General features: G+C 45.7%; 5 protein-coding genes. All 5 read right to left on the reverse strand.

Annotated features, from left to right (window positions below):
• The coding region (locus Q7P41_RS05325) for a hypothetical protein (protein WP_303882739.1) at positions 1-260 on the reverse strand (260 nt) is incomplete at its 3' end.
• Positions 241-729, reverse strand: a complete 489-nt coding sequence (locus tag Q7P41_RS05330; protein ID WP_303882741.1) for a hypothetical protein — start codon at positions 727-729, stop codon at positions 241-243. The genes Q7P41_RS05325 and Q7P41_RS05330, both read right to left, overlap by 20 nt.
• On the reverse strand, positions 726-1,286 hold the full coding sequence (locus Q7P41_RS05335; protein ID WP_303882742.1) for a phage tail protein: 561 nt from the start codon (positions 1,284-1,286) through the stop codon (positions 726-728). The genes Q7P41_RS05330 and Q7P41_RS05335 overlap by 4 nt, the downstream gene beginning before the upstream one ends.
• Positions 1,283-1,606, reverse strand: coding sequence for a hypothetical protein (locus tag Q7P41_RS05340; RefSeq protein WP_303882744.1), 324 nt, complete (start codon positions 1,604-1,606; stop codon positions 1,283-1,285). The genes Q7P41_RS05335 and Q7P41_RS05340 overlap by 4 nt, the downstream gene beginning before the upstream one ends.
• Positions 1,606-1,785: hypothetical protein (locus Q7P41_RS05345; protein ID WP_303882746.1), on the reverse strand; the 180-nt coding region annotated here is incomplete at its 5' end. The genes Q7P41_RS05340 and Q7P41_RS05345, both read right to left, overlap by 1 nt.

Raw genomic sequence — 1,785 nt, forward strand, 5'->3', positions numbered from 1 at the left:
GCAAGCTGTTGAGGTGTTCCTTTCGTGCTAATTGCATTTTCTGTTATTTGCAAGTCAGCTACTGGGACAAACAGACGTTTTATCTCAGGACATTTGGCGATCACATCATTCAGATATTCTGGAATACCGCCCTTGAACACCCTGTATTTCGTCAGTTTGCCCCCAGGTAGATTAGGCCCGCAATAAATAAGGCGCTCGACCTTAACTTGGCCGAACGCCTTAAACCGCATGTTTTTCCCCTTACCTGAAGAACTCGCCATCGATCACTACCTCCCTTTCTAAAATTTCTTCAATCGGATGCGCTATCGTCCATACAGTTGAAAGCATCCCGATCCACTGAGGAAAGGGTTGCTCTTCCGGCAAAATAAATTTGCATGGATATTCGACTCGGTATTTACCTGCCACAACGCGCTTTCTGAATAACTCTGACCATATTCTTGTTGCAATATTTACTACATCACGCCAGCCGTCTTGCGCATCTTCAGAATATGTTCCGACTACCATGCTGATATTTGCGGTTGCGCCCTCTAACTTATCTTCAAAGCTTTCAATACGTACGATCACAAATGGAAAGTCGGGGTCAGGCACTGATTTTTTGGGTGGCAGATACCCAGCTATAACTTGTAGAGCCTTCTCTTCATCTTTTTTGGTAGCCAAGTCCATGTTCATGATTGTAGAGTTGCGCAAAAAATCGCAAATAGAGTCAATTAAATCTACAGGGCTGCTCATTTTATCCCCTCCAGGAGCCTGGTAATCTCATGCTCCATACGCTCATCAAGCGTCTGCTGAGCCTTTTCTTCGAGTGCTCGCATAACCTCTTCATTCCCGATCATTTGAGGGGCAGAAGGACCATACAGTTCCATGATAGGCAGCCTCGGTCTGCCCTTTCTGCGATATACGCCAACATGGCCTGCTGGCATGCGGGCAACAAACGCTTTAGGTATAGTGCCACCTTTGCCCTTGATTACCGTCGCAGTTACTGGTTTAGACCTGCCTGGCGTAGGCTTGGATGGGCGAATCTTGAACTTAGAAAGCGGGATCACCCTGCCTACAGCTCTTAATATGGCAATAGGGGAAGAAGAGCTGGCACGTTCAATTTTAAGTGGTTCACGGACAGTCGATGCTTTTACGATATAGCGCTCTCGCACTTTTTTCACCGCTTCTGTTCTGCCACTTTGAGCCGCTCTGTTTATTGCTGATGCCATTGCCCTTTCTATTCCTTTTGGGACGTTGCTTAAAACAAGCTTGGCGCGCTCAAATTGCTCTTCCCTTACCTCGATCGTCATGATTCTGCCACCCCAAGCACAATTTTCAGAATGCCCATCTCCGAAGAGCACTCGTCCACGATATAAATAGATCCATCGATATCAAGGTGTTGGTCTCTAACGGGACGATATCCAAGATCATCTTCCTTAACGTAGAGAGCTAAAACACTACGATAGACTCCATCATACTGCTCGGCCTTCACATTGCTATAAATCTGCAAAACGTCGCTGTCTATAATGGACTTCACGGGCATGCCATCGATATGATGTATTTCAGCAAACTCGTCAAGATTTATGAAAGTTTCCAAATCACGTTTAACAAAATCCTTAAAGTTTGCCATTATTCTTCTTTTTTGCGGCTAGCGCTAGGTCTCTTAGCCTTTGGTTTCGGGCCAGGCTTTGAGCTTTCCGCTTCCTGATCAAATTGAGGTTCATTATATCGCTCGATCGTGCCATTAGATTTAGCTATAAGCTTGTCCTCTTCATATTGCGACAGACCATACAGGATTTCACCGCCAGG

The organism is Acetomicrobium mobile (assembly GCF_937920065.1).

What these genes read in the sequence shown, in the direction of transcription:
- Q7P41_RS05330 (WP_303882741.1), bottom strand. Translation starts at nt 729, where the DNA reads ATGAGCAGCCCTGTAGATTTAATTGACTCTATTTGCGATTTTTTGCGC.
- Q7P41_RS05335 (WP_303882742.1), bottom strand. Translation starts at nt 1,286, where the DNA reads ATGACGATCGAGGTAAGGGAAGAGCAATTTGAGCGCGCCAAGCTTGTT.
- Q7P41_RS05340 (WP_303882744.1), bottom strand. Translation starts at nt 1,606, where the DNA reads ATGGCAAACTTTAAGGATTTTGTTAAACGTGATTTGGAAACTTTCATA.